Origin of the sequence: Microvirga makkahensis (genome assembly GCF_009830105.1) — a bacterium.
Lineage (GTDB): Bacteria > Pseudomonadota > Alphaproteobacteria > Rhizobiales > Beijerinckiaceae > Microvirga > Microvirga makkahensis.
Genome location: NZ_WURB01000011.1, coordinates 49,804 through 74,142, shown reverse-complemented (window position 1 = coordinate 74,142; position 24,339 = coordinate 49,804). Strand labels below are relative to the sequence as shown.

The following is a 24,339-nucleotide window of genomic DNA, read 5'->3' as shown; positions in this document are numbered from 1 at the left end:
AATACTGGAAATGCTCATGCTGGATGTTCAACCAACCGCCATACCGGACGTGAAGATCGTGACGCCGAAGCGTTTCGTCGACCACCGCGGCTTCTTTTCCGAAGTCTACAGCCGGCGGTGCTTTTTCGAGGCAGGAATCACTGAGGAATTCGTGCAGGACAATCTCTCCCTGTCGACAGCCGCCGGTACCGTACGGGGTCTGCATTTCCAGAGCCATCCTTTTGCGCAAGCCAAGCTCGTGAGGGTGACACGGGGACGGATCATGGATGTAGCCGTGGATATCCGGCGATCCTCTCCTTCCTACGGGCAGCACGTGGCGGTGGAGCTTTCCTCCGAAAACGGGCGTCAACTCCTGATCCCGGTCGGGTTCGCCCATGGCTTTTGCACTCTTGAAGCGGACACGGAGGTTCAATACAAGGCCACCGCCTATTACTCAGCACCCCACAATCATGGCATTGCCTTTGACGACCCCGCCCTCGGCATCGAGTGGCCCGTGCGGTCCGCTCAGGCGATCCTGTCGGACAAGGATCGAAAACAGCCGCGGCTTGAAGAACTCACCGTCTGCTTCGACTGAGGAGTGGTGCATGTCTCGGACTGACAGGATAGGGGAAATGCAGGGGATCAACTCACAGATACCGCATTCTCTAGGTCCAAACCGGATCGCTTCCGCTGTCGTCGCTCAGACCGACGACGGAAGGGTATCATCGTGAAGGGCATCATCCTGGCCGGTGGAAGCGGCACACGCCTGTACCCGATGACTCACGTCGTGTCGAAGCAGCTGCTTCCAATCTATGACAAGCCAATGATTTACTATCCCCTCACCACGCTCATGTTGGCCGGGGTACGGGACATTCTCGTCATCTCGACTCCGGACGACTTGCCGCTCTTCCGTCATCTCCTCGGCTCAGGCGAGCAATGGGGCATTCGCCTGTCCTATGCCGAGCAGCCCAAGCCGGAAGGGCTGGCGCAGGCTTATGTCATTGGAGCGGAATTCGTCGGCGGAGAACCATCCGTCCTGATTCTCGGGGACAATGTTTATTACGGTCACGGCCTGACCGAGTTACTGCGTTCGGCGGCCGGTCGCAGTTCCGGGGCATCAGTTTTCGCCTACCACGTAACGGATCCCGAACGATACGGCGTTGTTGAGTTCGACGCTCATGGCCGGGCTATCTCCATCGAAGAAAAGCCCAAGGTCCCGCGCTCCAACTGGGCCGTAACCGGGCTCTACTTCTACGACCATCAGGTGGTCGACATCGCGGCCAAGCTCAAGCCTTCCGCGCGAGGTGAACTCGAGATCACCGACATAAATCGCACTTATCTCGAAATGGGTCAGCTCCAGGTCGAGTTGATGGGGCGCGGCTATGCCTGGTTGGACACAGGAACCACGGATAGCCTTCTTGAGGCCTCGGAATTTGTCCGGGCCCTGGAAAAGCGACAGGGCTTCAAAATTGCGTGCCCGGAAGAGATTGCCTTCACCACTGGCTGGATCAGTCGTGAACATCTCGCCGAGCTCGGTACCAAGTTTTCAAAGAGCAGTTATGGGCAGTACCTGTTAGCTCTTGCCAAAGGAAGTCGAAGGGCATGATTGCACCGCTGCCATCACTTCCGGTAACCGGTGAATTCAGGATGCCCGTAAAAGCATGATGTTGCCTTCAGATGTAGCGATGCTGAAGATCGAATTCAGCACAATAATCGCTGTACTTGCCTCGCATGAGCGATATTGTACTCAGAGCCATGAGGAGGATCTGCTCAGGCTTTGACCGTCCGTTCATTCGCAAGCCCTGCTTTCCCAAGACTGTTACGGGTATCAACCACCAGTCGCGCATGCTCCGCGACAAGGCCGTAATCTACATTGTCGTGGTCCGTGGCGATCAGGACGGCATCATAGGATGCCACCGTTTCGACCATGAGCGGAACGGAACGGCGGCCCGCAAGCGACCTGTGCTTTCTCGTCGGCGGCAGCTCCGGGATGTGGGGATCATGATAATCCACGCTCGCGCCTCGAGCTTCGATCAACTCGATGAGCTTCAGGGACGGGCTTTCCCGCATGTCGTCGACGTTCTTCTTGTAGGCCGCTCCTAGCACGAGAATGCGGGATCCGCTGAAGGGCCTGCCGCTGCGATCCACGGCCTCCGCCAGACGCTCCACCACGTAATAGGGCATATGGGTGTTCACCTGCCCCGCCAGCTCGATAAAGCGGGTGGTGATGTCGTATTCCCGCGCCTTCCAGGTGAGATAAAATGGATCGATGGGGATGCAGTGCCCGCCCAAGCCCGGCCCTGGATAGAAGGGCATGAAGCCGAAGGGCTTGGTCTTGGCGGCCTCGATCACCTCCCACACATCGATGCCCATGGCGGCGTAGACTACCTTCAGCTCGTTCACGAGGGCGATGTTGACGGCTCGAAAAATGTTCTCCGTGAGCTTTACCGCTTCGGCGGTCGCTGCCGAAGAGACCTGTACCGTCTGCACTACAAGTTGACTGTAGAGCGCATCCGCCAGGATCAGCGCATCGGGCCCGTCGCCGCCGACCACCTTCGGGATCGTGGAGGTGCCGAAATCGGGATTGCCGGGATCTTCCCGTTCAGGCGAGTAAGCCAGGAAGAAGTCCTTGCCGCTCTTCAGGCCGGTGGTTTCCAGAATGGGCTTGAGCACCTCGTCAGTGGTGCCAGGATAGGTAGTGGACTCGAGAACGATCAGCTGCCCCTTGCGAAGCCGCTCGGCAATGGTGCGGGTTGTTTTCTCGACATAGGATAAGTCGGGCTCGCGATGCTTCGTAAGCGGGGTCGGCACGCAGATGAGGATGGCATCGGCTTCGGGCAGGCGGTTGAAATCGGCCGTGGCTGAAAGCCGGTTGTCCGCCACCGCCTCGGCCACAAGCTTCGAAGGGACATGCTTGATGTAGCTTTCTCCCCGATTCAGCCGCTCCACGTACGAGCTGTTGATGTCGAAGCCCAGAACGCTGAAGCCCGCCTTGGCTGCCGTGAGTGCAAGGGGAAGGCCCACATAGCCCATGCCGATGATGCCGATGGTCGCCTGCCGGGCTTCGAAGCGGGCATGAAGGTCCGCAACGGTGGCCGGGTACACAGTTCCAGAGGTTTGATCACCCTTCATGTAGCTCTCTCTGCTCAGCTTTTTCTCGTGCCATGATGCGCTTCATATTCTGGTCAGAAGGACAATATCATTCCTGTTTCACAGGTGAGGGACAAGATCAGCTGAGGAGTAGAAGTCCCCCTGGCTCGTTATGATAATTTTCGGCCGATTCTCCAGTATATCTTGGCTCAAACTACAATCCGGGTGCGCGTAAGGCACTGTTGCTGAACCATGCTCCTGCTTCAGTTCTGAAGTGCCACGCTCTTATCGCTAAATCATTTCGGCGAAGCGGATCCGGTTCGCCATTTTAGAGCGTGGCGGGCCAAAGAAGGAGTTGGCCCCGCGCAATCAGAAACACTTTAGCGATCAACCTCAGTGGGGGGAACTGGCTCCGATATAGCGAGATCAATTTAACTCAAATGGCTGGTGACTGGCTGAGGAATGTGTCTTGGTGTGAGCACGCTCGCGGTTTGGCCGAAATTCCAGTCGATGGAATGACATGCTGCAACAATGGACGGCAGCAGGCACCAGGCCGGATGGCCTTCCATCGTCGGTTATTTGTCATGGACTGCTCAAGAGTGAAGGATCACCTTATCGCTCGCCGGGCTGTGTACGTTCCGCGGATCCACAGAGCGCCTTGGCATCTGCAGCCTTCAAACACCTAAGCCTGGGCGCCCTGAGAATGTCTCGGTTCGGCCCTGAAACTGCGGGTTAAATCGGGATTTCGTCTGCACCGGAGTGTCATGCGTCCTTTTCACGGGCCGGGACACCGTAAACGGTTGCGTTATCTGGACAGTTTCTGACAACCACCGCACCTGCGCCAATCGTTGCGGCGTGTCCGATCGCGATCCCTTCGATGATAGTCGCTGCCGTTCCGATATGAGAGTTTTCGCCAATGGAGACATTTCCGGAACAGGTGACGCCCGGAGCGATATGGGTGTGTTTGCCAACTCGGCTGTCGTGATCGATGCTGGCACGCGTGTTGACAATCACGTTGCTGTCAAGCTGCACTCCAGGCTGGACAACCGCACCAGCCAATATAACGCTGCCCAGGCCAATACTGGCGGAGCGCGCAACGGTCGCGCTGGGATGTATAACCGTCAGTGGTGTAAGGCCGGCGTCCAGTGCCAGTTCAAACAACTTCGGACGAAGTGTGCCGCCGCCGCGTACGCTGCCGATTCCGACTATAAAATGCGTGAGTTGGCGCTGAGCAACGATAGTAGCCAGCGCCGCGTCACTTCCCAGGTGAGGGTAGCCCAGCGACGGGCCGGTGCTCGCAGACGGCGCAACTAGCCCTGCCACTTCAACCTCTTCCGCAGGGAAGGCGAGCGCAAGCGCATCGAGTACGACCTTGGCATGCCCCCCTGCGCCGAAGCAGACAACCCGCTTCATCTGGCCAGCCCTTCAGATGCCTCAAGGTCGTCCTGCGTGATAGGCTGTCCGGCATCGAGCGAGTTCACGACGCGCCTTCCAATGACGGTCTCGTAAGAGCCAGGTGCCAAACCGCTAGCAGGGCGTAGGATAGCGATGTCGCTCTCCTGAAGAACCGTCCCTGCTTCGATGACCCGTGTAGCCTTCAGGCCACGGCGAACAAGCCTGCGTGCCTCGTATTCCGCTGGGCGCGCCTGCTTGATGCCGTCGCCCAACAGGGTCTCGACCTCGCGGATCTGTGCGATCATTGCCTTCAGTTCATCTGGTTCGATAGAGGCGGCATGGTCGGGACCGGGCATTGTCCGGTCGAGTGTAATATGCTTCTCAATAACGACCGCGCCCAGCGCCACTGCAATGGGCGATACAAAGGTGCCCAGGGTGTGGTCGGAGTATCCGATCGGCACGCCTAACTCCCGCGCCATGGTCTGCATGGCCAACAGATTGACATCCTCAAGGGCTGCCGGATAGGCGCTCGTGCAATGGAGAACGGTTAACGCCGGAGACGGTACTGACAGTTCACGTTGGACTTCGCGAACTGCTCCAACCGCCACTCTCACTTCCTCCAGGTCAGCCATACCCGTAGAAAGGATGATCGGCAGGCCACGTCGCGTACAATCCTTGATGTACGGAAGGTTGGTGATTTCGCCTGATGGGATCTTGATCCGTTTGATCCCTATATCGCACAGCATATCCATGGAACGCTTGTCGAAGGCTGTGGACATGAACTCGATGCCGAGCTCTCTGCAACGCTGCGCAATGATGCGATGATCTTTCTCGCTGAGCTCAAGCGATTTCAGCATGGCGTGCTGGTCCAGCGCCCCGCTCATCGCCTTCTGGTAGGCCACGGTTTGAGTGTTCGGTACGGCGAGGGCGTCGGCCGTGAAGGTCTGAAACTTGGCGGCTTGGGCGCCGGCCGCGTACGCTGCCTCGACAAGTTTGAGCGCAAGGTCAAGCCGGCCATTGTGGTTGACGCCGATTTCAGCGATGAAGAAGGTCTTCACAGCAGAGATCCTTCGTTGGAAAATTGACTAGTGACTTGTTAGCTTGTTTCCTGACGGGGCCGCAAGAATAATCCGAAGTTTGGCGGAGCATACATGCGCAAGATACTCATCGCGTCGGTTGGTCGGTCCGATTATGGCATCTACCGACAGATCATGGATCGGATCGATGCGTCCCCCGAGCTTGAATACTCACTTCTCGTAAGCGGGGCTCATCTTACGGAGGTGGGGCGTACGATCGACGAGATTCGGTCCGATGGACGCCCGATAGCAGTCGAGATTCCATTGTCGGAAACCTCTGCGGATCAAGCCTCTATGACGAAGGCGACGGGACAGGTGATCGTCGCTCTCGCAGACTACTTCTCAAGATGTCGGCCGGATATTCTGATGGTCCTGGGTGATCGCTTTGAGATGTTCGCTGTTGCTGCGGCAGCTGTTCCCTTCAATATACCAATCGCCCACATTCATGGGGGGGAACTCTCCTTCGGCGCTATCGATGATGTGTTCCGTCATGCGATCACCAAAATGGCCCATCTGCACTTTGCTGCGACGGAGGACTACGCAAGGCGGATTATTCGCATGGGCGAAGAACCATGGCGAGTGACGGTCAGCGGCGCTCCGGCTCTGGATAACGTGAGACTTGCGTCGCTGCCAAGCCGTAAGGAGCTTGAGGAGCGCTTTGGCCTGTCGCTCGCCGTCAAGCCGCTGCTGGTGACCTTCCACCCAGTGACACGCCAGCCTAGCGAGGTGGAGGAGCAGATTGCGGCGCTTCTTTCAGCCCTCGGCCGTTTCGATGTGCCCGTCGTCTTCACGGCTCCGAATGCCGATGCCGGCGGAGCAGTCATTCGCCGCCACATAGGGGAATTCGTCTCGGTCCATAGGGACAGCTATCTCATCGAGAACTTCGGTGCCCTCAACTATCTGGCAATGTTGCGTGAGGCGGTCGCCGTTGTTGGAAACTCGTCAAGCGGTCTGATCGAGGCGCCGTCCTTCAAGGTGCCTACCGTCAACATTGGTGACCGACAGAAAGGGCGCACCCGTGCAGCCAATGTCATCGATGTGCCAGCCGAACCCGAGGAGATTTTTAGGGGCGTTCAGACGGCTCTGTCCGAGCCTTTCCGCCGCAGTCTGAAGAACATGATCAATCCCTATGGGGATGGTCATGCGGCAGAGAGGATCGTGAATGTTCTAGAGAGAGTTGAGCTCGATGAGCGGCTCATCGCTAAAGGATTTTACGATGAGCCGTCCATCACTTGAAGGTCAAGCTCGGGGAGGAGCGGAATCCTCGCTCCCACATTTGCCCCCTCAGGCGCTGATCCTCTCCCTGGAACCCTGAAGAGCCCGAGTGGAAGCCCAAGTGAGCACAGCCTCAATAACGCTTTCCTGATCCTCGTTGCTGAGGTGGGTTGAGCATGGGAGCGTAACGATTCTGTCCCAAAGATACTCGCTCACCGGGAGCGCCGAGCGCGGGGCTTCCGCATAGGGAGCCTGCATGTGCATGGGTTTCCAGAACGGACGTGCATCGATGCCGGATGCACGAAGAATCTGGCGGACGTCAGCGCTCTTTGCCGCGCCATCCTCGCTGTCGAAGTAGAAGCCAGAGAACCAGGCTGCACTTTGACCATAGGCCGGGTCGGGGAAGGGGGAGAGCATCGTCAGGTCCCGAAAGGCGTGATTGTAGGTTGCCGCAATCCGGCGCTTGGCCGCTACGAACCCGTCAAGCTGCTCCATCTGTGCGCAACCGACAGCAGCCTGAAGATTGGTCATGCGATAGTTGTAGCCAACTATATCATGGTCATAATCAGCGCCGACGCGAGCGGTCGTGGTGAGATGGCGGAAGGCTCTCATCAACTCTTCGTCTGTTCCGGCAATTGCACCGCCGCCACCGGCTGTGACCGTCTTGTTGCCATTGAAGGAGAACATCGTCAGGTCGGCACCAAGTTCGCCAGGGCGTCGGCCCTTGTAGGTCGTGCCGAGGCCGGCGGCTGCATCGACGACGATCTTGAGCCCGAATTCACGGGCGACTGCTACGATGGAGTCCATGTCGGCCGAGATACCCAGCGTGAAGACTGGTACGATTGCCGATACGCGCCTGCCCGTCTGGGTGTGAATGAGAGAGCCCTCGACAAGGCTTGCGTTTCGGACGATCTCCTCCCGCATCAACTGGGGATCAAGCGTCCAGGTATCTCGGGACACGTCCATGAGCCAGGGAATGGCGCCACAATGGGCAATCGCATTCGCCGAGGCAATGAACGTCATGGCCGGGCAGATCACAAGGTCCCCCGGCTTCACGCCGACGGTCAGGAGCCCTGCATGCAGGGCGGTGGTGCCCGCCGATGTTGCAACGGCGAAAGGCGCCCCGGAGGCCGCGGCAACCATGTCTTCGAAACGCTTGACGAAGGGGCCGACCGTCGAAACGAATGTCGATTCCACGCATTCTTCGAGGTACTTGGCCTCATTGCCCGCGAGATTGGGGACTGCAAGCGGTATCATGGGAGCGTCCTTAGCGTCAGATTTGAATGCGAAACGCGGATTCGGATTGTTGCGTTTGTTTCATCGGCCTTCCCTGGAGGAGGCACCTCATATCCTCGTGCATCTCTCAAAGTGAGTGAGGCAGCATGGAGGGGGAATGGCTCATCCAGTCTTGATGGCGAGATTGTTGAAGAACCGCTCATATTCGCTATCTGCCTTATCCAAGTCATCGTGACGTCCGATGTCGAGCCAATATTCGTGCAGGGGAAACGCGGCACGCTGACTTTGCGGAACCTGCTCGAAGAGCGTGGGCATATCATAGAAGGTATCACCTGGAATAAGACTGAAGGCGTCGGGGCCAATGACATAGATCCCTGCATTGACGAAGAATTCGTATTTGGGCTTTTCGATAAAGCTCTTGATGCAGTTTCGATCCGTTTCGACGACGCCATAAGGCAGTTGGTAATGGTATTTATTAAGACCCATCGTCACCAGCGCCTTGTTGTCATAATGATATGACAATAACTGCGCGAAGTTGACTAAGGTAAGGATGTCTCCATTCATGACGATGACAGGGTAGAGCGGGCGTGGCTTCAGAAGGGATAATGCACCTGCAGTGCCCATGCGCTTCGTTTCACGCACGTACGAAATATTGACGCCGAACTTCGCTCCGTCCTCGAAGTAGTCTTCAATCACCTCGGCCAGATGGTTGACGCAGAGTGTAATGGATCGGAAGCCCTGCTGTTGAAACCGCTCAATGATGACCTCCAGAATGGGGCGGCCTCCCACGGGTATCATCGGCTTGGGGATGGTTTCTGTGATCGGGCGGAGACGCGTCCCAAGCCCCCCGGCCATGATGACCACTGGATGTAATGCGATTTCAGGGCGGAGAAGTTCGTCCGCATAGACGATGTCCACGACGATCCCGTCATCGGAAACGATCGGCATCTGCAGCAGGTTGTCGCTCCGGAGGCGTTCGGCAATCTCGCTCCTGGGGGTATTCTGGGTGGCGACGCGAGGCGACTTGTACATGACATCCGCGGCCACCGAATCGAGTGTTGCGCCCCGTAGGATGCCGCGACGGATATCTCCGTCTGTAATCGTGCCGACCAGTCGCCCTGCGTCGTCAACAACCAGGGCAATTTCACCACCACTCGCTTCGATCCGCGCAATGGCGGCCGAAAGGGATTCGTCCGGTTTGATGCTGATATCGCGGATTGAGTGATTTTTCATCGCCTGTTGACACTCTGAAGTCTTTGAGTGCCTACCCTATCAATGATTTACCCTCTCTTTGCAACGAATCCAGATGCCAGTCCAGTCGAAATTATACTTGATAACATTTTATGGTCGGTTCATAGAGCGCTCGGAGAGTTACGGCAGAGATTGAGACGTCCCAATGTCGACAGGTCAAACCGATTGCGTTGCATTGATAACCGCACGTGGTGGATCGAAGCGCCTGCCTGGTAAGAATGTGAAGCTCCTGGCCGGACGCCCGTTGATCGCATGGAGCGTGTTAGCTGCCTTGGAGGCCAAGAACATCCGGAGAGTGATTGTCTCCACCGACGATCCGCAGATCGCAGAGGCGGCGAGGCTGGCAGGGGCAGAAATTCCCTTCATGCGACCAGCTGAGCTTTCGGGCGACATGTCGTCGCATTATGATGTTGTGGCTCACGCCATTGATTGGCTGGAGAGGGATGAGGGCAGGCTGCCGGACTACCTGTGCCTGCTCCAGCCGACGAGCCCGCTGAGGCGGCCCGAGGATATCGACGGGACGATCGACCTCGTTGTCCAGTCGGCGGGTCAAGCGGATACAGCGATCGCTGTGTCCCAGGTCTCCGTTCACCCCCGCCTGATGTACAACCTCCGTCAGGGAAGGGCGCAATCATATCTCCCTCCTGCCCAAGGTTATGTCCGGACCCAGGATCTCGAGCCCGTGTTCTACGTGAACGGTGCCGTGTATGTACTGAGACCATATACGTTCCGGCAGCGCTCTACATTGCTTTCATCGGAGCCGGCAGCCTATGTGATGGACCATAGGCGTGCGGTTGACATCGACGACGCCGATGATTTTGAGTTTGCCGAGTTTCTGATGCAGCGTCAGGCGAAGCAATCCTGATTGAGCTATCGTCTGGACCGGAAAGCGGATACGACAACACTGCCGGGTTGCTACCAATAAACGAGCTTTGTACATGACTGTGCCGCCAATTCATACGATTGCCACTGGCCGCGAGGGATCGCTGTTTGATACTGACATCGCCGCAGTGGAAGAGCGGTTGCGCGACGGTATCAAGGGAAGTCGCATTCTCGTTGTCGGAGGTGCGGGGTCCATCGGGGCGAGTACCGTTCTGCAACTGGCAAAGCGCAAGCCCGCCGCTCTCCACGTCGTCGACCATAACGAAAACGGGCTGGCGGAACTGGTGCGCCAGTTGCGATCCAGGCCATTCGATTGGTCGGCCGACGATTTTAGGACCCTGCCACTGGACTATGGCTCTGCTGCGATGAGGCATTTCATCGGCTCGGAGCGACCCTACGATCTCGTTCTCAACTTTGCGGCTCTCAAGCATGTCCGTTCGGAGAAGGATCCCTATTCGACGCTGCAGATGTTCGAGACGAATCTCATCAAGCAGGCAAAGCTGATGACATGGATCGGCGAGGCCGGCTTCAAGGGGCGCCTGTTCACCGTATCAACGGACAAGGCGGCCAATCCATCCTCCATGATGGGTGCTACGAAGCGGGTTATGGAGCATGTCCTGTTCAACTCCAGTGTGTCCCACGCATTGAAAGGTCCTAAAGTTTCCGCTCGCTTTGCGAACGTGGCCTTCTCCAACGGATCCCTGCTTCAGGGCTTCGAGAACAGGTTTGCCCGTCGCGAACCGATTGCGGCTCCTATGGACACAAGACGGTACTTCGTCTCTTTAACCGAGTCGGGACAAATCTGCGCGATCGCGTCGGTTATCGTCCCGGGCCAATCTATTGTGGTTCCAAAGCTCGATCCGGAGGAGCATCTCGTTGCGCTGGACCGGATCGCTGAACGTTTCATCCGCTACCACGGTCTCGAGCCAGCGATCTATGAGGACGAGCAGAGCGCCTGCGCGAGCGTCGAAAGCGAATTGAAACAGGGACGCTGGCCTCTCCTTCTTACGCCGCGTGATACGGCGGGAGAAAAGCCTTACGAGGAATTCATGACTGAGAGTGAGACCTCCTTCGATCTTGGAATGCCAAATCTCGAAGCTGTTTCCTATGTTGCGGCAGACCGCCAGGCGATCGATCGAGTTCTGACAGCGACGTCCGAGTTGCTCAATGCTGACTTTGGAGCGCAGCCCCTGTTAACCAAGGAAAGATTGAAGGAGATCATTGCCAGCGTCGAGCCTTCATTTCTGGAGACGCACCGGGATGCCAAGGCAAACCTCGATCAAAGGCTTTGACGAAATCGCTTGCACCCGCGATCAGGCATTCGGCTGCCCGCCCCTGATGTCCCGGTTACGGTAAGCGTCCCAGCAATCTACGACAATCTGCTGCTAGGATTGAGGAATGAGCATCAACCAGAACGTCGCGGGATCCGCCAAGTCAACTGCTGACGGCGCTCAATGGGACCGGCTGTTTCGGTTCTTGAATAATGGCACGCAGCGCCAAAAGGAGCATGACTGGAGCTATCTTGAGCTGGACGTGTGGCCAATTGTTAAGGCCCAAGTCCTGATGCGTGCATCCAATATCTACAATGCAGGCCGCCCCATGCATGTGAAGGGCGCGCCTTCGAACGACAGCCCGCGAGGATTCAGCCTGCAAAGGCTCTTTGGGCTTAAGTCGAGACCCAAGTATCAGGCTTCGGATTTCCTTGATGGTTTCGAATGGCCTGACATCACAGAGTACCTCGCAGAGGATACGGTGCTTTGTCTCGGGTATTCAACAAACCATAAGAAGATCGGCTCGACGTACTTCCAGCTCTGTATGGACCCTTTGCGCGCAGCACTCGCGCTGAACGGGTATCATACAACAGGATTCATTACAGGATTTCCCGCTCATGACGAGGCGGTCCAGAATGCGGCTGTGAAGGACCTCACGAGTATCGAGAGACAGTTCCGGGACGTCAGGCGCCTGGCGAAGAAATTGCCTCCACTCGATCTCGACGACCTGCCGGGTTTCTCCGCCTGGTGGGCTGATATTCACCGCATGATGGGTGACGACATCTTCATCACCAAGGAGCATATCGAAGGCGTTATCAAGGAAACGGCAATCTGCGCCTTCTGGTTCTTCAGCCAGTTCAAGCGGCGAAGGCCGAAGGCGGTCGTTGTTTCTGCTTATTACGGTCTTGCCGGCCACGGCGCGAGCTGGGCTTGCCGCAGGCTCGGTATCCCGATCGCCGATGTGCAGCATGGCGTCGCGGGCGTCCGGCACCATGCTTATTCATGGCCGAACGCCCCCGAGAGAGGGTTCAACACGCTGCCTACTGCATTCTTCTGCTGGTCGGAGAACGAAGTGAGGGAGTTGCAGACCGGTTCGGGCAAGTGGAGGCCGGGCCTTCTGCAGATCGGCAACGTCTGGAGGCTTCTGGATCAGACGATCCTAACAGGCACAGCGCCGGGCATCTACAAAGAGGGAGGCATCGAGGCCGCTCATCAGGCTCTTTGCGAGGAAACGGCGGCTATCGAGAGAATAAAGCAAAGCATTGGAGGAGAGGTCGACATCCTCATTGCCCTTCATCCCGGCGAGCAAATCGATTGGTTCGACGAGTTGCGCGCACACGCCCCGAAAACCTGGCGGTTCTGGATAAGATTGCACCCGGGTGAATTGAAGAGCCGGAGTGCCTTGGAGGAGCGTCTTGCAGAAGTATCCGGGCCGAGAACATTTGTGATCGAACCATCGACATCTTCTCTGAGCACGATTCTTAAGGAAGTAGACGTAGTGGCGACGAAGTACTCTTCCGTCGTACTCGATGCATATGCATTCGGCGTACAAAGCATCGCCTACTCGGAGGCCGCTGCGAGACATTTCTTTGGAGCGTCGTGGGATGACAAGCTCATTTACGTCAATCCGACGGCCAAAGATATTGAGACTGCGATCTCCGCTTGTCTGTCTGCACGCGCCGGGGTGTCGACGCCGGAGGTCAAGCCCCTGAACGTGCTAGGTCAAGAAATCGCCGCATGTCTGTCCCTGAATGGCGTCGGTAGGCTCACATAGGAGGAGACGTGGAAGCGGTCGACCGAGCGCCGCTTCCACGCGTATCGACTTCAGTGTCTCTGCTGGTTCGGTGGAGCGTCCAGCAGCTTGCCGTAAAGCGCCAACAGCTTTCGCTCCTGGGCGCTCCATGAAAACTCATTGATCATGAATGCCAGTCGGTCGGGTGACGGACGCAGTTTGTCCCGGGTCTCGTAGGCTTCACGGCATGCCTTCGCTATCGCCTCGGGGGATTCCTCGGAGACGAGAATGGCATTGTGGACCTGCTCGACGAACCAACGCGTCGATGTCAGGTCGGAAACCACGATCGGGAGGCCGGCCAGGGAAAACTCGAACAGCTTGTTTGGAATCGTAAGGTCGATATTTCTCGTGTCTGGCCACATGAAGTAGATTCCAGCATCCGCATCAGCAATGTAGCTGGTAATCGCTTCGGCCGGGATAGAGCCCAGGATGTGCAACCTGCCCTCGATGCCGAGCCGTGCGGATAGTTCCGGAATTTGCTCGGCAGCGGTTGAGCCAAGCGGCCCCATGATGGCGAGGTGAAAGCCTTCGCACTGTGCCAGAGCCTCGATGATCATTCCAACGCGCTGGTTGCTGTTGAAAAGCTCATAGACCTTACCGACAAAGACGAAGAGCGGCGTCTGCGGATCGAGCCCAAGGGTCTTCCGGATCGTTTTACCACGCCACTCCTCGGGGAGGTGGTCGGTCACGGGCGCGTTGAATACGATGGTCGGACGCTCAATGCCCAGCTCCTTCACCATCTCATCGGCGATGGCGTTCGAGACCGTAATGCAAGCATCGGTCTTCGGTGCGTAGAATTTCTCCTGATCAATGATCCAGCGCTTCAGTCGCATATCGGTCATCTTGGTTCGATCAGCTTCAAGTTCATGGGCATCGTAGACTACCTTTGCACCTGTCCAGGCGGCGATCCTGACGGCGGCCTGAAGCGTGTAGAGGTCGTGTGCATGAATGACGCGCGGGCGAAGGCGCGCGACGGTCTCGCCATATTCGAGTGTCCTGAGAAAATAATGAGAGTAGTTAAAGACTTTTCGCCCCACCCCATACCACTTCAGTGCGACCTTCCTGAAAGGCAGCGCTACGGAGGAACTGTTAGATGAGATCTTTCGAAGTGCTCTGATCCATATGTATCGAATTCGGATGCTGAGATATCTATCGCATCGGATGATGAACCGCAGAAAGCGGGACAGCACGAGGCCGGCAGCGCGCACAACGGAGCCAAGGAGCAAGCCTAGCGGTGATCGCCCGAAGCGCCTGGCAATCTTGGCGCTTACTTTTTCTCTGCTGGCGTCAAAGCTGTGCAGGAGATCCGTCAGCCACAGGCTTTCATTGGACGACACCGGCCGGGCCCGCGGCTCTGCGCGTCTTTGAAGCGTCTCGAGAAATGTTGCGTGAACGGGAGGGGGAAGGACCTTCGCCTTCACTTTGAAATCTGTCCAGAAAAGTATCTTCTGAACAGACCAAGCCAACAGGCGTTCACGAAAGTTCAACCTTTGCCATACGCCGTTTTCTAGCAAGAGCTGCATGCGCGTGCCGTTGAGAACCCTGGGAACCGTAACGATGTCGACCCCATGAGCGTCCTTGAAGCGATTTCGCGCAAATGGATCGGCCTCTCGCCCGACTACCGCAACCGAGACACCATTGGAGGCCAGGCTGCGGGCCTGCTTGAGCGCTCGAACGTCCCAGCCGTCATTCGCAACAAGCATGACGACATCCACATCCAAGCCATCCAGGTTGGGAAGAAAGCCTTCATCAGGCTGAACGACAATGTTCTGCGGCTCGTCTATGGCTTCTGCCGAGATCGTCAACGAGTCGCTTCTCGGGGGGGCTTTTTCATCCATTCCAAGTTCGCTCAGAATATTTGTCATCAGAGGAAGGGCCTGTTTCAATTTGCTCTTTGATACCGGAGTTTTTAGCGCAGTCGCCATTGCGGACGCGATGGCGTCAATATCTGACTCGCACAAGGTGAAGCCAGTTGATTTACAAGCCGTTTCTAGAAATTCCTTGGCCAAAGGGGAATATGCGACAACAGGACATCCCACATGTGCGGCCTCTATGCCGACCGAAGAGTAACCGGTTACGGTCACGTCCACGTTGCCCAAAATGGAGGGGAGGGGGTAGTCGTCGACAAAGGTCAGGCCGGTGATGGAGGGGGGATCAGGATTGAGTTGCCGGACTCCCGGATGGCGGCGGACCCAAAGGGCAATATTATCTGGGAGTCTCCGTCTTAGTTCCTGAAGCCATCGATCATCTTCCTTGTATTGAAGAAAGAGACCTGCAACTTTCTTGCCTTCCTGCCGGGTTCTCCCGGCAAGTTCTGTCAGCGCGGCGGCAGCGGTGCAATAGTCGAGGCATGCTTTTGCCAGAAGCGGATTGGTGCCCGCATGGTCTCTGAGGAGCCGCTCGAGCTGGAAATGGCTAGGTCCGATGAGGGTGGCTTTTCCAGCGGTCAATGGGTACCGGTCAAGATTGGCGGCGTCGTCCTCGGTCCAGGTCAGGAAATGATCAGGGATGGGGCCGAGGGTGCGCGCATGGATCTCAGGCCATGAGTAGGCATGATGAAATCTTCCTTGGAGGCCGTGTTGGATATCGATTGTGCGCAAGCCCAGTATCTTCGCGGCCGCGCATGCGGCCCAGCCGTTCGGCCCATAGTAGTTCGTTGTAAATACAAGCTTTAGGTCGGGGTTCGAGGCAAAAATACTTCTGAATCTTGACCTCAAGCGGATGGTTGCAGATATTCTTCTTGAGACGTTGGCATGAGATTGCGCAGACCCTATGTTTGTGCGCCTGATGGCCAGCGATAGTTCAGCGCTGCAGGCAGACAATTCCTGGGAAGCATTCGGCGTTAACCTGGAAAAGCGACTGAGCTGCAGATGGCCCGCAAGGCCGATGCTTGGAAAGGCTGCGTCCTGAACTGACGAGATGTCGTAATAGGCGGCTAGAGTCCGGATCCCTTGTTCTTCCAGGTGATGGCGCAAGGGATCGAGATGAGGATTGAGCAGTATCCCATTCTGGCGGAAGGCAGGGGCGGAATTGGCGAGAAACAGCGCCTTGGCAGAGTTCAGGTGGGGAGTGAGCAAGCCGGAGGCCAGTTTCGGCCACTCGGTCCATGGTTTTGCTGCCGTTTGAACAAAATGTGTTCTCTGATCCCGATTGAGCGCTTCCATGACCAAGGTGGCCTTGACGATGGGCCACACGTCCAAGTCGTCGACCTTGAAAGTCCTCAAGGCTTCAAAGTGCTCACTGTGCTCAAGGATCTCCAGCAGAGAGGCCCACGTCCCGGACATCTGGACCTCTCGGGCGTCCTTTCCGGCGCCATTCTGCTGAGCATATTCGGGATTCATTCCTGCGAAGGTTTCCAACTGCTTGGGATCGGCCGGCGTCGTTAGTTCCATCACGCCTATACAATTTGTTGAGACAGCATGAAAGCGGCGCGGAGTGGCCAAAGGCGCAAAGAGTGACGGTGCGTTGGTGCCGTGCCACTAAGTCATTGAACAAGAGCGCTCAATTGGGTTGAACCTGCATGAGGCTTGGGGCATAGGAAGGCCTCTGAGTCCTGGGTTGCTTATACGACAAGCTGTGGTTCGGATTCAAAAATCTGTTGTGGTGGGATGTCGCATGGCTTCCATAGGAGGGATGGGCTCTGTGCATTCCGTAAATATAAAATGTAAGTTTGCTCTCCTGCTTGAGCAATCGAAAGAGTTTCCTGTAAGTTGAGGAGGGGGCGATGCAAAAGCCATATGGATTGATGCTCCATCATTTTAAGGATGAGAAACATCCTGATGGGCAGGGGGCAATTACATCTGATCAGTTTGCCGACATTATTGAATTCATGGGGCCGAAGAACTTCCTGGGTCCTCAAGAATGGATAGAGAGGGCAATAAAAGATAGACTGGAGCCAAGCGATCGGTGCATCACGCTTGATGATGCTCTCCTTTGTCAATATGAAGTTGCGGCACCAGTTATGGAAAGCTATGGCCTGACTGCTTTTTGGTTTGTTTATTCATCCGTATTTCTTGGAAATATTGAGCCGCTGGAGATATACCGTTACTTCCGCAGTGTGAGATATCCGGATATCGATGATTTCTATACGGCATTCTTCGATCAGCTCGATGCTTCCGAATATCGTGCCGAGTTTCGAGCAAAGACGGAAGGCTTCAATCCGGCCACCTATCTGTCAGGTTTCTCATTCTATACCGACAATGATAGAAAGTTCCGCTATGTGCGTGACCATGTTCTTGGTCCCACCCGCTATTTCGAGATCATGGACCAAATGATCGCCAATGATGCAGGTTTCTCGGTTCAAGAAGCTGCTAAGTCGCTCTGGATGTCGGATGCGCACCTGATCGATCTCGATCGAAAAGGGCACGTGATCGGCTTGCATTCCTTCAGTCATCCGACAGCAATGGGGGCGCTCTCTCGCGAGAAGCAGCAGGAAGAATACACGCGAAACTATCATCATCTGTCGAATGTCATTGGCCGTCCTCCGATGACGATGAGTCATCCCTGCAACTCTTACAACAGCGACACGCTGGCCGTGCTTGACAACCTCGGGGTAGAGATCGGCTTCCGAGCTAATCTTGAACCCTCAAATGCGAGCCGTTATGAGTATCCGCGGGACGATCACGCTCATGTCATGCAGAAGATGGGCCTAAGATGAAAATTACAGTTTTTACTTCGAATAATCCTCGCCATTTACGTCTAGCCGAGCGTCTGGCTTCAATTGCCGACACCGTGTTTATGGTTCAAGAGTGCATGACCGTCTTTCCGGGGACGGTGGATGATTTCTATAAACGTTCAGAGGTGATGCAGGATTACTTCACCCGTGTCATAGCTGCGGAGAGGGAAGTCTTCGGCATTCCACGATTTCTTCCGCCGAATGTTCGCCAGCTTGCCCTGAGAACGGGAGACTTGTCCTTGGCGCCTCTCGAAATGCTGCGCCCGGCATTGGAATCGGACCTTTATGTTGTTCTTGGAGCCAGCTATATCCGTCCGCCCTTGGTTGATTTCTTGATTGAGAAGCGCACGATCAACATTCATATGGGGATTTCGCCCTATTACCGGGGAAGTTCCTGCAATTTCTGGGCGCTTTATGACGGCAATCCCGACATGGTTGGCGCTACGATCCACATGCTCTCCAAGGGGTTGGACAGCGGGCCTATGCTTTATCACGTTCGGCCACCGATCGAGCCGGTTGATCCCTTCGTTTTCGGCATGAAGGCCGTCGATGCGGCGCAGAAGAGCCTCGTTGCCCGAATTGCCTCGCGAGAAATTTTTGAGTTTCCTCCCGTGGTGCAGGATCGCTCTCAGGAAATTCGCTACACACGGAATAGAGATTTTACTGATGAAGTCGCGGCGGAGTATCTGCGTCGTGCACCCTCTGCGGATCAGCTCTTTGATGCGCTCAAGGCGCAGCCGGACCGTGATTTTCTGAGGCTCTATCAGCCTGAAAGCTAAGGTCGAGGCTCTGGGGCGATGAAGGCCGAAAATCGCCACGTGATATGGGATGGCTCTATCGGGCCGTGCCCCAAGGCCACGATATCGGGTGGATGCTCGCTGACCCGCTAGGAATTTTCGGCGACGTATCCGGTTCGCCTGAAAATGCGGCGAACCAAGCAGCGAGAAGATTCCACGTCGATGGAAACGGCTCCCGGGCTCAGAGAGGCTGATGCCGGTTTGATCCGAGGCCCGGAAAGCCGTGGTTCAACGATGGCCGGCCGCCGAGCCTTTCATGGCGGAACGGCCGATGGGGCTTGATGGCGCGAATGAGCCGGCGTTATCTCCCATCACCCGGATCAGCATGGCTGGTGCCGAGTTCTGTCTTCTTTTCCCTGCCGCTTCGCGCGCGAAACCTTCCCGCGCGTTCAGGTGATTGCCCCAGCGCGCAGCCAAGGTGATTTTGCTGAACTGGTGCAGATGATCGCGCACGACTATGCGTGACGCGCGGCAGTCCTCCGCTCTCTTGGAAAGCCGCACGGCTGCAGATTGCTCCGTTTCAGGCAAGAGTGGCGGACATGCGGAATGGACCGCGTTGCGGAACGTGAAGCCAACCTCCTCTCCGATCTCGGACAGGATGCCAACGTCATGGCCAACATGAGAGCCGCCCCATAGATACGTATCGGCCACTCTTCCCGGGGCCGAGCTGGCAGGATTCCTTGCTGAAGTCGGCTGATTGCAGCTTCGCCCGCTGGCAGATCTCGGGCATTCTCTATGCAGGGTGCGGTACGGAGATGCCTGCGAGCGCCTTCCGATAATCAGGGTCGAATGCATAGACGCCATACCCTGCGCTCTGCGAGATCAACGCGGCCAGAGCGAGGGCGACAGCGCTTGGGAGTGCCGACTGCCTGAACGCAATGATCCCGAATGGGCTGTTGTCCCACCGCCAGTCCCAGGGATGGAGTGAATACGAGACTTCCCGATGGCAACCGGCGGCACCGTTGCCAGGAAGCGTCCCGCCCGGGAGAATTGCGGTGAACCCGCGAACACAAGCAGCGAAGCGCCAATTGTGACCGGCACTGCGTTCAGCTCAGGAAACAGGGACTCGTGATCGAGCATCCGAAGGCTGCTCGCAATCAGCACCATTTCGGCGATGCAAAGAACCTTGGCTGTCCAACGGCTCGGGCTGCCCGCGGGGGGGGGCGTCCAAGAGCAAAGAACGCGAGGGCGCCTGGCAGGTGCTGCCAGGCGCGCGCGGGCAGCATGTAGTATGCCACCATCGGGTGGGGTGACGCCAGGACTTGGCCTGGGAGGAACGACAAAGCCGTCGCTGCAACAACCGCGGAAATCAGCCGGTGAAATTTGAGACGTCTGAGGCCAAGGCCCCAACAAGAGTCGCCTCTATGGCGGAATTCGTAAAGGCCGTGGCTACCCTCGCTCAGATGCACCGTAGGGAAGTCCGATCTTCTTCAGCATGTCTTTAAGGATCTCGGCCCAATCGACGTCCTTTGGGAGAGAGACTTTGGTTGAGCTTCTACGGAGAGCGATCGCTTCATCCAGGCATGTGAGAATATCCTCTTTCCGAGAATAGATGAACAGGCCTCGGCAGTCGAGATTCGGGGCGCGAACCGAGCTGACCACAGGAAGGCCAGCTGCAAGATATTCGTAGAGTTTCAGGGGATTGATGGCGCGAACCGCCTCATCGCGGTCGCTCAAGGCAAAGGGTATGATGCCGACGGTCGCGGCTTGCATGAAGGCTGGCATGTCCGCGTAGACGCGCTGCCCGACGATTTCTACATTCGGCGGTAGGGGGGCGGGCGGTGGCGCGTTGAGGCGGCCCACGATCACGAAACTGTAATTGGGGCGCGCCTCCGCCGCATGCAGAATAAAATTCCAGTCGAACCAGCTCTCAATCGCACCGGCATAGAGAATTCGAGGCTCCTGTAGGTGAGTCATAATGGCTGGCACAGGTGCAGGACGCTCGAAAAAGGCACGGTCCACACCGTTCGATACGAGCAGTACCTGCCGGGCCTTGAGCTTTCGGACGCGCTCCTCAAGGATACTTGACGTAACGATTATGCCGTCGAACCTCGAAATCGCTTCGGCTTCGGCCTGTCTTGCCGCTGGAGTGACGGCGTCGAACAAGCTGCTGTCGTCGGCAAGCCGATAGAGACTAAGTCGCCCATTCAGCGAAAGGGCCACCTCCGTCAGGGTTGGCGCCCCGCAAAGGACAAGATCCGGGTCAGAGAAAGGTGTGCCTGCGAGCGGCTTATTTCCGAAATACGGCCAGGACAGATGCCTCGCAAGGTGAAGCGTCGCCGATGAGCGCACAAGAGGCAGGTTGACGTGGGGAGCGAGGGTAAAGGGCGATAGGACAAATACGCCCGCCTCGTCTGTTGCCCGATGCCGCGCGCCGAACATGCGCCCACGCCGGCGCCCGCTGATCAGGTGCAAGGGCGAAAAGTAAGGTTCGATATAGAGTACCTGCCAGCCGAGCCGCGCCAGTCCCCGTGCCATATGATGCAGGCCATAGGGAATGCCGTCCCATGGATGCGCTGCAAGGACAACTGCCTTGGGAGTACTCATGGAAGCACTAGGCGCAAGGCCCGCTCCGTCGGTAGTGCCGTTGAGTAGCCATACACCCTAGACACTCTCCATCTTCCAACCAGGCAGCTTCTCGTAAACCTCGATGACCCGCTGCGCAAGAAACCGCCAATCTCGTTCTGCGGCCACAAAGAGGCGGGCCTCTTGGCCGACCTTCACGCGCAGATCCCGATCCGACGCCACTCGCAGGAGCGTCCGCGCCAGGTCGTCAACGCTGCCCTTCTGATAAACGAAGCCGATCGGTCTATCTCCAACGATCTCAGCAAGGGCCGCGACGCTTGAAACGACCACGCACTTTCCCATCGCCATCGCCTCGAAAGGCTTGAGCGGAGATACCATCTCACACACAGGAAGGGGCTTCCGAGGAAATGGCGTGATGTCGATCAAGGAGTAGTAGGCCTCCGCCTCGTGATGCGGAACCCGGCCTGTGAAGATGACATGCTCGCCGAGTTCGAGATCCTCCGCAAGAGCGACGCAGCTCTCATATGCGGCCCCATCTCCCACGATCAACAGACGAAGATTTGCCACTCCCTGGTCTATACAGATGCGCACTGCATGTAGGAGATCATCGAGGCCCTCATAGTCCAGAATTGAGCCGACATACCCGATGACGACATGTTCCGGGGTGAGGCCCAGTCGAAGCCCGAGCGCCACATCTCGAGAGCCCGGAGAGAAGCGGCCGGTATCGACACCATTCGGAACAACGTCGATCTTGCCGCTGGGAACACCGCGCCGGACGAGCTCGTCTTTGAGGGCTCCCGTGATGGCGATGACACGATCGGCGGCGAGGCAGGCTTCCGTCTCGAGGCGGACGGCATGAGCGTAGTGCAACGTATTGATGTAGGAAGGTTCGCGCGAGAGGGCGGTGATTTCCCACAGACCGCGTACCTCGTAAACACTTGGAATCCGCAAGGCGCGGGCCGCAGCCACTGCGGTCAGACCGGTGACGAAATTGGAAGCCGCATGTATGACAGAGGGGCGTATTCTGTCTGCGGCCTCGATGACAGCTTGGACGTTTAATTTAATGTATTCCCGGTTCGAGAGAGCTGTAAGCTGTGTCGCATCGGCATCGAGCCGATCGTAGGGCACCTCTTCTATTCGCTCGATTCCTCTCGGGCGGACATGCCGGAAATCTTCAATTATTTGCGGATAGCCAAGACGGGTGATGATCGTGGTATCGATTCCGCACATCCGCATGCCTGACACAAGACCATGTGAGCGCATGGCATATCCGGCAGAATGAAACGGTAGAGAATTGTCTGTGAGGTATATGCCGCGTCGAGGAACTTTCTCGATCGCACGTTGGATAGACGGCAGGTCTTGCAGAAAGCCATTACGAAGAAGGTGTACTTCGTCCCTTGCAATTCTGTAGATCTGTAGAATGCGGCGAAGCCGCGCCGACGTGAGGGAGCGGATTTCAGTGCCGGACAACGGCCTGTCCGGAGAGCGAGACAAGGCTTGTTTCGGAGGAATGGCTTCTGGCGGTGCAGTCTTCCCAGGGGGCGTATCTTGCCTGGGCGAAACGTTCGGCCAGCCCTGGAGGCGCCTGGTGACGGGCCGGGAGGTTAGGTTGCGGGAATTCAGGCGCAACCTAACGGACTCATAGATCCACCGCAGCTCACTCGGCAGAAGGCGCGCAGGCTTTCTGTGCTCCGGTCGCATCATGCGCGTATCCACAAGTGTGATCCTTCGGGCGCCTTCGCTTAACTGTATAACGGCATGCGAGATGTAAAATCCAGCGTCTTTTCCTTTGCTACCTCCTCTTACGCCAGCGGGTGCTGATGAAGACCGCACCTCCGGTCAGCATCCTGCGGGCGTAAGCCACGTCGATTTTGTAGCGATAGTTAGTGTTGCCACAGCCCGACTGTGTCGACCACGATACGGCTTAGCAGGAGATCGTGCGGAGCGTTCTTGAAGGCCGCATGTCCAACAAGGAGAACGACAATGTCGGCATTGCGAAGCGCTTCGTCGAAGTCTTTCTTCTCGACATTGGCGCGGTTCGCAAGGGAGTCCGGCAGATCCTGGATATGAGGCTCGACAACAATGAGATTGACATCTTCTTGAGCTAAAGCATTCGCAATGTGCAACGCTGGGCTTTCGCGAAGGTCGTCGATATCGGGCTTATAGCTCAAGCCGAGGCAGGCTACGACGGGACGCTTGAAGCGGTCCATTTGCTGACGGACCTGCTCAAGGACACGCTTAGGCTTGCCGTCATTCACTTCACGGGCAGCGGCCATCAGTGGAGTCTTGTCCCGTGCTGCCGAAATCAGGAACCAAGGGTCGACTGCGATGCAGTGGCCGCCAACGCCCGGACCGGGGTTGAGGATGTTGACGCGAGGATGCCGGTTCGCGAGCGAAATAGCCTCCCAGACATTCAGGCCCATCTGTTCGCAGACATTGGAAAGTTCATTGGCGAAGGCGATATTGACATCCCGATACGCGTTCTCGATGAGTTTCACGAGTTCTGCAACAGCTGCCTTCGTATGCAGCAGGGCGCCGCGCACGAAGAGCCGATAGAGACTCTCGGCGCGTTGTGCGCAGGCATTGCTCATGCCACCAATGATCCGGTCGTTCTCAACCAGTTCGAAGACCATGCGGCCTGGAAGAATGCGTTCCGGGCAGTACGCGATGTTGATATTGCCAGGACGTCCGTTGAGCGGCAACTCAAGCTCCGGGCGTTCTTCCGCAATCCATTCGCAGATCTTGCGTGTCGTTCCCACGGGACTCGTCGATTCCAGGATGACGAGGTCACCTTCCTTGAGAACCTTTGCGACCGCGCGTGTGGCGCTCTCGACATAGGAAAGGTCAGCGGACTTGTCCGGCAAGAACGGGGTGGGAACCGCGATAATGAAAGCATCTGCTGGCAATGGCTCAGTCACGGCCCTCAGCTTGCCGGTCGTAACCGCGGCCTCGAGCAGGATGTCCAGGTCGGGCTCCGAAAAGTGAGCCTTGCCCTCATTCAGGCGATTGACCACGCTTTCCTTAACGTCAACACCAATCACCTCAACGCCGCGAGTAGCGAGCGTGGCTGCTGTTGGGAGGCCGATATAGCCGAGCCCGACAACGGAGATCGTTTTGAAGGAATAATTGGAAGCGGTCATATTTTGAATCCGGT

General features: G+C 56.9%; 18 protein-coding genes. 8 read left to right on the top strand and 10 right to left on the bottom strand.

The genetic code is table 11. The features are described from left to right. The first annotated feature begins 16 nt into the window (after positions 1 to 16). A complete protein-coding gene (rfbC, locus tag GR328_RS15800) occupies positions 17 to 574 on the top strand; it encodes a dTDP-4-dehydrorhamnose 3,5-epimerase (RefSeq protein ID WP_160885490.1) in 558 nt (185 codons plus the stop codon). 132 nt (positions 575 to 706) lie between these two features. Beyond that, positions 707 to 1,585, top strand: a complete 879-nt coding sequence (rfbA, locus tag GR328_RS15795) for a glucose-1-phosphate thymidylyltransferase RfbA (protein WP_160885489.1) — start codon at positions 707 to 709, stop codon at positions 1,583 to 1,585. 164 nt (positions 1,586 to 1,749) lie between these two features. On the opposite strand, the gene GR328_RS15790 is transcribed toward rfbA, so the two are convergent. The 3 genes from GR328_RS15790 to neuB all read right to left on the bottom strand — a co-directional run bounded on the left by GR328_RS15790 (position 1,750) and on the right by neuB (position 5,522). Continuing rightward, the gene (locus GR328_RS15790) at positions 1,750 to 3,111 is read right to left on the bottom strand and encodes a nucleotide sugar dehydrogenase (RefSeq protein WP_160885488.1); all 1,362 of its coding nucleotides are present in this window, start codon (positions 3,109 to 3,111) and stop codon (positions 1,750 to 1,752) included. 720 nt (positions 3,112 to 3,831) lie between these two features. Continuing rightward, complete coding sequence (locus GR328_RS15785) at positions 3,832 to 4,482, bottom strand: acetyltransferase (protein WP_160885487.1); 651 nt, start codon at positions 4,480 to 4,482, stop codon at positions 3,832 to 3,834. Beyond that, positions 4,479 to 5,522 (bottom strand): N-acetylneuraminate synthase, encoded by a 1,044-nt coding sequence (gene neuB / locus GR328_RS15780; RefSeq protein ID WP_343039399.1) that lies wholly within the window; start codon positions 5,520 to 5,522, stop codon positions 4,479 to 4,481. Before neuB ends, GR328_RS15785 begins: the two co-directional genes overlap by 4 nt. A 93-nt stretch (positions 5,523 to 5,615) precedes the next feature. Here neuB and neuC point away from each other — a divergent pair, with 93 nt between their 5' ends. After that, on the top strand, positions 5,616 to 6,776 hold the full coding sequence (neuC, locus tag GR328_RS15775) for a UDP-N-acetylglucosamine 2-epimerase (protein WP_160885486.1): 1,161 nt from the start codon (positions 5,616 to 5,618) through the stop codon (positions 6,774 to 6,776). A gap of 48 nt (positions 6,777 to 6,824) precedes the next feature. Here neuC and GR328_RS15770 read toward each other — a convergent pair whose 3' ends face one another. Together GR328_RS15770 and GR328_RS15765 are read right to left on the bottom strand one after the other, a co-directional pair. Then, the gene (locus GR328_RS15770) at positions 6,825 to 8,012 is read right to left on the bottom strand and encodes a DegT/DnrJ/EryC1/StrS family aminotransferase (RefSeq protein WP_160885485.1); all 1,188 of its coding nucleotides are present in this window, start codon (positions 8,010 to 8,012) and stop codon (positions 6,825 to 6,827) included. A 141-nt stretch (positions 8,013 to 8,153) separates the two neighbouring features. Next, complete coding sequence (locus tag GR328_RS15765) at positions 8,154 to 9,224, bottom strand: nucleotidyltransferase family protein (protein ID WP_160885484.1); 1,071 nt, start codon at positions 9,222 to 9,224, stop codon at positions 8,154 to 8,156. A gap of 163 nt (positions 9,225 to 9,387) precedes the next feature. On the opposite strand from GR328_RS15765, the gene GR328_RS15760 reads away from it, so the two are divergent. The 3 genes from GR328_RS15760 to GR328_RS15750 all read left to right on the top strand — a co-directional run bounded on the left by GR328_RS15760 (position 9,388) and on the right by GR328_RS15750 (position 13,169). Next, positions 9,388 to 10,107, top strand: coding sequence for an acylneuraminate cytidylyltransferase family protein (locus tag GR328_RS15760; RefSeq protein ID WP_160885483.1), 720 nt, complete (start codon positions 9,388 to 9,390; stop codon positions 10,105 to 10,107). Positions 10,108 to 10,180: 73 nt separating this feature from the next. Next, positions 10,181 to 11,416 (top strand): polysaccharide biosynthesis protein, encoded by a 1,236-nt coding sequence (locus GR328_RS15755; RefSeq protein WP_160885556.1) that lies wholly within the window; start codon positions 10,181 to 10,183, stop codon positions 11,414 to 11,416. 106 nt (positions 11,417 to 11,522) lie between these two features. Continuing rightward, entirely contained in the window at positions 11,523 to 13,169 is a 1,647-nt protein-coding gene (locus GR328_RS15750) for a hypothetical protein (protein WP_160885482.1), read from the top strand. A 50-nt stretch (positions 13,170 to 13,219) separates the two neighbouring features. Here the strand turns inward: GR328_RS15750 and GR328_RS15745 are convergent, their stop codons facing one another. Next, entirely contained in the window at positions 13,220 to 16,579 is a 3,360-nt protein-coding gene (locus GR328_RS15745; protein WP_160885481.1) for a glycosyltransferase family 4 protein, read from the bottom strand. 332 nt (positions 16,580 to 16,911) lie between these two features. Here GR328_RS15745 and GR328_RS15740 point away from each other — a divergent pair, with 332 nt between their 5' ends. Then, positions 16,912 to 17,844 (top strand): polysaccharide deacetylase family protein, encoded by a 933-nt coding sequence (locus GR328_RS15740; protein WP_160885480.1) that lies wholly within the window; start codon positions 16,912 to 16,914, stop codon positions 17,842 to 17,844. Beyond that, positions 17,841 to 18,641, top strand: coding sequence for a formyltransferase family protein (locus GR328_RS15735; RefSeq protein ID WP_160885479.1), 801 nt, complete (start codon positions 17,841 to 17,843; stop codon positions 18,639 to 18,641). The genes GR328_RS15740 and GR328_RS15735 overlap by 4 nt, the downstream gene beginning before the upstream one ends. 246 nt (positions 18,642 to 18,887) lie before the next feature. Here the strand turns inward: GR328_RS15735 and GR328_RS15730 are convergent, their stop codons facing one another. The 4 genes from GR328_RS15730 to wecC all read right to left on the bottom strand — a co-directional run bounded on the left by GR328_RS15730 (position 18,888) and on the right by wecC (position 24,325). Next, positions 18,888 to 19,310 (bottom strand): SGNH hydrolase domain-containing protein, encoded by a 423-nt coding sequence (locus GR328_RS15730; protein WP_160885478.1) that lies wholly within the window; start codon positions 19,308 to 19,310, stop codon positions 18,888 to 18,890. A gap of 738 nt (positions 19,311 to 20,048) precedes the next feature. Beyond that, on the bottom strand, positions 20,049 to 21,041 hold the full coding sequence (locus tag GR328_RS15725; RefSeq protein WP_160885477.1) for a glycosyltransferase: 993 nt from the start codon (positions 21,039 to 21,041) through the stop codon (positions 20,049 to 20,051). A gap of 222 nt (positions 21,042 to 21,263) precedes the next feature. Then, a complete protein-coding gene (locus GR328_RS15720) occupies positions 21,264 to 22,655 on the bottom strand; it encodes a glycosyltransferase family 4 protein (RefSeq protein WP_160885476.1) in 1,392 nt (463 codons plus the stop codon). 413 nt (positions 22,656 to 23,068) lie between these two features. Continuing rightward, positions 23,069 to 24,325: a UDP-N-acetyl-D-mannosamine dehydrogenase gene (gene wecC / locus GR328_RS15715; RefSeq protein ID WP_160885475.1), complete on the bottom strand. Its 1,257-nt coding sequence runs from the start codon at positions 24,323 to 24,325 to the stop codon at positions 23,069 to 23,071. Positions 24,326 to 24,339: the final 14 nt, after the last annotated feature.

Coding starts and splice junctions, on each gene's coding strand:
- GR328_RS15735 (WP_160885479.1), top strand. CDS start 17,841: ATGAAAATTACAGTTTTTACTTCGAATAATCCTCGCCATTTACGTCTA.
- GR328_RS15755 (WP_160885556.1), top strand. CDS start 10,181: ATGACTGTGCCGCCAATTCATACGATTGCCACTGGCCGCGAGGGATCG.
- wecC (WP_160885475.1), bottom strand. CDS start 24,325: ATGACCGCTTCCAATTATTCCTTCAAAACGATCTCCGTTGTCGGGCTC.
- GR328_RS15760 (WP_160885483.1), top strand. CDS start 9,388: ATGTCGACAGGTCAAACCGATTGCGTTGCATTGATAACCGCACGTGGT.
- rfbC (WP_160885490.1), top strand. CDS start 17: ATGCTGGATGTTCAACCAACCGCCATACCGGACGTGAAGATCGTGACG.
- GR328_RS15765 (WP_160885484.1), bottom strand. CDS start 9,224: ATGAAAAATCACTCAATCCGCGATATCAGCATCAAACCGGACGAATCC.
- GR328_RS15790 (WP_160885488.1), bottom strand. CDS start 3,111: ATGAAGGGTGATCAAACCTCTGGAACTGTGTACCCGGCCACCGTTGCG.
- neuC (WP_160885486.1), top strand. CDS start 5,616: ATGCGCAAGATACTCATCGCGTCGGTTGGTCGGTCCGATTATGGCATC.
- GR328_RS15745 (WP_160885481.1), bottom strand. CDS start 16,579: ATGGAACTAACGACGCCGGCCGATCCCAAGCAGTTGGAAACCTTCGCA.
- GR328_RS15750 (WP_160885482.1), top strand. CDS start 11,523: ATGAGCATCAACCAGAACGTCGCGGGATCCGCCAAGTCAACTGCTGAC.
- GR328_RS15740 (WP_160885480.1), top strand. CDS start 16,912: ATGCAAAAGCCATATGGATTGATGCTCCATCATTTTAAGGATGAGAAA.
- GR328_RS15785 (WP_160885487.1), bottom strand. CDS start 4,482: ATGAAGCGGGTTGTCTGCTTCGGCGCAGGGGGGCATGCCAAGGTCGTA.
- GR328_RS15770 (WP_160885485.1), bottom strand. CDS start 8,012: ATGATACCGCTTGCAGTCCCCAATCTCGCGGGCAATGAGGCCAAGTAC.
- GR328_RS15725 (WP_160885477.1), bottom strand. CDS start 21,041: ATGTTCGGCGCGCGGCATCGGGCAACAGACGAGGCGGGCGTATTTGTC.